4 protein-coding genes and 1 pseudogene are annotated in these 5057 nt (G+C 71.7%); all 5 read left to right on the top strand.

What is annotated here, in order from left to right:
* Positions 1-306 (top strand): annotated as a pseudogene (locus ACFU99_RS32360) (gfo/Idh/MocA family oxidoreductase); the annotation flags it as partial.
* A 94-nt stretch (positions 307-400) separates the two neighbouring features.
* Positions 401-1402 (top strand): Gfo/Idh/MocA family protein, encoded by a 1002-nt coding sequence (locus tag ACFU99_RS32355; RefSeq protein WP_384398815.1) that lies wholly within the window; start codon positions 401-403, stop codon positions 1400-1402.
* Between the two features lie 56 nt (positions 1403-1458).
* Positions 1459-2379, top strand: a complete 921-nt coding sequence (locus ACFU99_RS32350) for an N-acetylglucosamine kinase (RefSeq protein WP_384398812.1) — start codon at positions 1459-1461, stop codon at positions 2377-2379.
* A gap of 219 nt (positions 2380-2598) precedes the next feature.
* Positions 2599-4470, top strand: a complete 1872-nt coding sequence (locus tag ACFU99_RS32345; protein WP_384398810.1) for a hypothetical protein — start codon at positions 2599-2601, stop codon at positions 4468-4470.
* Positions 4471-4779: 309 nt separating this feature from the next.
* Positions 4780-4971, top strand: coding sequence for a hypothetical protein (locus tag ACFU99_RS32340; protein ID WP_384398808.1), 192 nt, complete (start codon positions 4780-4782; stop codon positions 4969-4971).
* Positions 4972-5057: the final 86 nt, after the last annotated feature.

Below are 5057 nucleotides of genomic sequence, written 5' to 3'. Positions count from 1 at the left end.
GAAATCCAAGGCCGCCGCGGCGTCATCAGCCTCTTCCGGCCCGACGGCCCCGACCTGGAGATCTACCGCACCGACATCGCGCCGGGCGTGGACGGCTGGGTCGACCCGTCGGAGCCGCTGGCCGTCAACACCCGCCGGGCGCGCTACGGGCGCGCCCTGCTCGTCGGACACCTCGCCGACGCCGTCCTCGACGGCGCCCCCGTGGTCCTGACGGCCGAACACGCCCGGCACGCCCTGGAGATCATGGCCGCCGTCATGACCTCGGCGCGGGAGAAGCGCATCGTCGAACTCACCACCACCTTCTGAGCGACCGCGCCGAAGCGGCCGCTTCCGCTGCTCTGGCTGCCTCGGCCGCTCCGACCACCGCTTCGCTCACTTCGACCACGAGGAGCACCCCCGTATGACCTCGGCACCCGCCCCGCTGCGCATGGGCGTCATCGGCTTCGATCACTGGTACGCGGCGATCCCCTTCGCCCGGCGCGCCGCCGCCGACCCCTCCGTCGCCCTGCACGCGCTCGTGGACCGGGACCCGGAACGAGCCGCCCACGTCGCCCGCCTGACCGGCTGCCCACGCACCTCCACGGACCCCGCCGCCGTACTGGAGGACCCCGGCATCGACGCGGTCGCCTGCTTCACCAGCGTCGAGCAGAGCCCCGGTCTGTGCGTCGCGGCAGCCCGCGCCGGCAAGCACATCGTCTCCGTCAAACCCCTCGCCATGACGCTCGCCGAGGCCGACCGCGTCGTCGACGAGGTGGAGCGCTCCGGCGTCGTCTTCGTCCCCAGCGAATCGCGGCACACCTCCCCGCTCGCCCGGCGGCTCTCCTCCCTGGTCGACTCGGGGCGGCTCGGCGAACTGCGCTCAGCAACCTTCGCCATGAACAGCGGCCTGCCCACGGCCTGGCCCGGCTCGACGGAGGGCCCCGGCTGGTGGGCCGACCCCGCCCGCACGCCGGGCGGCGGCTGGATCGACCACGCCGTCTACCAACTCGACCGGATCCAGGCACTGTTCCGCTCCCCGGTCGCCAGCGTCACGGGCACCACCGCCACCATCGCCCACCCCGATCTCCCCGTCGAAGACTACGGACACGCCGTCCTCACCCTGGAGAGCGGCGCCGTAGTCACCGTCGAGGACACCTGGATATCCCCCGCCGGCACCTCCTCCACCCACGCGCACCTCGTCGGCTCGAAGGGGGCCGTCACCCACTCCACGGCCACGGGAACGTTCGGCTTCGCCGAGAAGGGCGGCGAATGGACCTTCAACCGGCTGCCCGAGGACACCTTCGACACCCTCGACGTCCTCCTCGCCGCCGTCAACAACGGCGTCCCGCCCGGCTCCAACGTGCACACCGCCCGGCAGACCCTCGCCACGTGCCTCGCCTTCTACGCCGCCGCACGCGGCTGAGACGGCCCGCCGGACACCGCCGGCGCACGCACGAAGACCGACCACGCGAGGAGCACGTGAAAACCGACTACATCGTGGGCGTGGACGCGGGCGGGACCAAAACCCGGCTCCGCTTCGCCACACCCGACGGCCGCACGCTCGACGAGCGCATCCACCCGGCGGGGGAGTGGACCGCCCTGGACGCCCCGGGCAAGGCCCTCCTGCTGGATGCCCGCCTGCGCGAGACGACCGCGCGGCGCCCGCTCGCCGTGGCCGTGGGCGCGCACGGCTGCGACTCCGACCAGGAGTGCCTCGACCTGCGCGACGCACTCGCCGCCCGCACCGGCACGCCGGTCACCGTCGTCAACGACGCGTTCCTCCTGGAGGCAGCGGTACCGCACGGCGGCCCCGGCGCCGGGCTCATCGTCGGCACTGGGTCGATCGCCGTGGCCCGCACCCCCGACGGCACCTCCCTGTACGCGGGCGGCTGGGGCTGGCTCCTCGGCGACCCCGGCTCCGCCTGGGGCACCGTACGCGAGGCCGTACGACTGCTCACGCGCGCCCACGACCGCCACGGACACGTCGACGACCCCCTGCTGCCCCTGCTGCTGCGCCGGTCCGGCGGCAGAGACCTGCGGGACCTGCGGGACGTGGTGGACGCGATGCAACGGCTGCGGCCCCGTGAATGGGCGGACTGGGCCCCCGCCGTCTTCGACGCCGCCGAGCGCGGCTCGCCCGCCGCCCGCGCCGCCGTCGCCAAGGGCGCCGACGACCTGGTCGACCTAGTCGACCAGGTACAGGAGCGCGGCGCCGCGCTCTCCCGCGTCATCGCCGGCGGCGCCGTCATCGCGGCCCGCCCCCTGCTCGCCGAACGGGTGGCAGCCCGACTTCGCGCCCGGCTCGGCCTCCCGCTGACGGTGTACTCCGGCGAACCGGTGGCCGGCGCGGTCCGGCTGGCCCACGCGCTGGCGGCCCCGGGCCCGGTCAGAGGCAGCTGACGCCCTGGCGAACGCGAGCCCGCTGGAGTAGTCGACGGTGCCGGCGGCCGAGCGCATGGAGAACTTCCGCGCGTCGGCCGCCAGCGCGCGGGCCACGCAGTTTGAGCCCGGAAGGGGACGAGTACGTTCGTCGGCCGGTCTCACCAATGAACGGGCGACCGCTCGACACCCTCCGCCACGTCCGACAAGCTCCGCACAGCCGTCCCTCACCGCTGACACTTGTTCTACAGAATCAACCGCGAGTGCAGCACCGACGACCTATCGTTCGTTGCAGAAGCCGAGTGTGGGGACGACATGGTTCGGGACACGAGACTGGTGCAAACGGCGGTTATCGGCGACGAACAGTCCGATGTCCCGATCATCCTGCCGACCGAGGCGATCGAGCTCGACGTCTTCCGTCGCGCTCACCAGCAGGACACGTTCTGGTGCGGATTGCTCCTGGGCGGCTGCGGAGGCCAGCTCGGACACAAGTTATATACCGACCGGCAGTGTCATTTTCAGCATAATCCGCTGCCGCACGGCGCCCCGAACGCCTGCCGCCGGCCGAGCGTAGGCGAATCCAGCGCGGACCACCTGTATGTGAAGTCGGCGATGTCCCGCTCGCTGCTCGAGTACGGCCGGGCCGCCCGGTTCGCCTTTCCGCCGCCGATCGGATCCCTGGTGGACGTCGACCTGGAGGACGGCCTGTCCCTGCGTATCCACATGGACGCCTCCGTGCAGCCGGACTGGGCACGGCAGCACGCCGTCATCCTCGGCCCCGGCGCAGTGCCGGACCCGGACATCCTCGCGGGCTGCCCGTACGTCTACCGCGTCAGGTGTGACAGCGACGGTGCGACCCGCCGCGTCTGGATCGGAACCCAGAGCCTGGCGTCCCCCACCGAGTGGGTCCCGTTCAGCGAGTGCACGTGGACGGACGAAGGCCTGCTCACGCCCGCGGCCTCCCGCTTTCTGCGGGATCGCCCCACCGCCCGGGCCCGGGCGGACGCACCGGGCGCGTCCTCCGGCCGGGGCAATCTGCCGGAGAGCGTGGTCACATTCGCCCGCGGCCTGGAGGCCGCACAGCGAACGGGGACCGTGGACCACGTGCGCAGACTCTGCGACGGCAGCAGCACCTTCCTGGAGAACCTGACAGCCACGGCCCGAGCGGAAGCCGAGAGAGTCCTGGAGGAAGCGAAGGCATGGGTGGCCGCACACGAGGAGTACCAGCGCCGTATCTTCAAGGACCTGGACGCTGCTGTCCGTGAACGGCGGGCATGGGATGTCCGGTCCGGGGTTCAGCAGGCCGCGTCGCTGACCCGACGCGGCGCCAGCGCCGAGGAGCACCGCATCCTGGCCACCGCCCGCACCTATCTGCGCGGGCGCGACTACGCCGAGCAGTCCCCGGCTCAGGCGGCCGGGCGAAGACAGCCGCACCACAAACCGGTGCCGGCCCCGAAGAAGCCGGCTCCCCCCAAGAGCAAGAAACAGAATCCGAACCGGCCAAGGGAGTCGGCGGCAAAAGTCCGTACGCTGCTCAAGCGCCTTCGCCGCGAGAGCGACCGCCTGGCCGCCGATGAACTGACGCAACTGACAAGGGAACTGAAGCAGGAGGCGAACATCGCAGCCCCCTTCCTCAGGGGCAGCGAACTGGATCAGATCGACAGTTGGATCCGCTGGGCGCGGCGGCGACGCCCGCGGCGCGCCACGGCCGCTCAGCCCCGTGTCCGCACGAAGCCCCCGGCAGCCAGGAAGCCGCCAAGTCCCGCGCGCGTAAAGCTCGACCCGCTGGCCGCCGCGGTCAAGACCGTCCTGCAGAGGGCAGCGTCGACCGGAACCACGCTCACCTGGCGGGAGCTGCGCGCTCAGCTCCCGCCGGAGCTTCCCGCCCTCGAGCGGAGCCGGCAAGTTGATGTGCTCATTCAGGTGGACCAGAGCTGCGATCGGACGGCCCCCTTGCTGTCCGCGCTGGTCACGGGTAGCGATCGGGACATGCACCCGGCCTTCCCCCGGATAGCGGCCGCTGCCGGTCGGCCGCGGCCAGGAAGAGATCTCGCAGCGGTGGCGCAGTGGGTTGTGGAGGTCTCCCGGTTCCACCGGGACCGCACGAAGTAGGAGAACGCGCGAGCAGCGACTGCTTTCCCGGCAAGCAGACAGTGGAACATCATCCCCATGAAGCGGTTGAACAGGTTGCGCCGGGCCGCTGCGTGGCGGTCGCCAGCAGTTCCTTCAGTGCGGCGGGCGGCAACGGGTCGTTCGGGGCAATTCCGAGAGCTGAGTGCCCGGCAAGGTGCCTGTGCAGGGACTCCAAGTGCTCCAGAGAGCCGCGCGCCGCTGCTGCTTGGAGGTCGTACCCAGTCACCGCTGGTGGTGTGCGACGGTCGGGGCGATGCGAGCGGCACCCTCATCAAGAGCCTGCGGTTCATGAAGACCCGTGGCCAGCGGACGGATCTCCCCTTCACCGGACTTGGTGGGACGACCACCGCGACGGCCGTGGCCCCCGCGCGGACGTGGGCCGACCACATGGTCACCATCAGGACCTCGGGAGCACAGCGCGTGTGCGTACGGTCCGAGGCGGTGAGCACCACCGGCAGTCCCGGTTATGCCGGGCGGTGAGCGCGCACCATGAGCGTGCCGACGTCCTGCGGGTCGGGGGCGGGAAGGATGCGCGCGTCGATGTCGGTGAAGCCGTGGCGCTTGAG

This window comes from Streptomyces sp. NPDC057654 (genome assembly GCF_042800135.1).
Lineage (GTDB): Bacteria > Actinomycetota > Actinomycetes > Streptomycetales > Streptomycetaceae > Streptomyces.
This window is presented reverse-complemented; position numbering and strand designations above follow the sequence as displayed.

Bases quoted from the DNA above. Each gene is read 5' to 3' on its own strand.
- ACFU99_RS32355 (WP_384398815.1), top strand. From the start codon at position 401: ATGACCTCGGCACCCGCCCCGCTGCGCATGGGCGTCATCGGCTTCGAT.
- ACFU99_RS32340 (WP_384398808.1), top strand. From the start codon at position 4,780: ATGAAGACCCGTGGCCAGCGGACGGATCTCCCCTTCACCGGACTTGGT.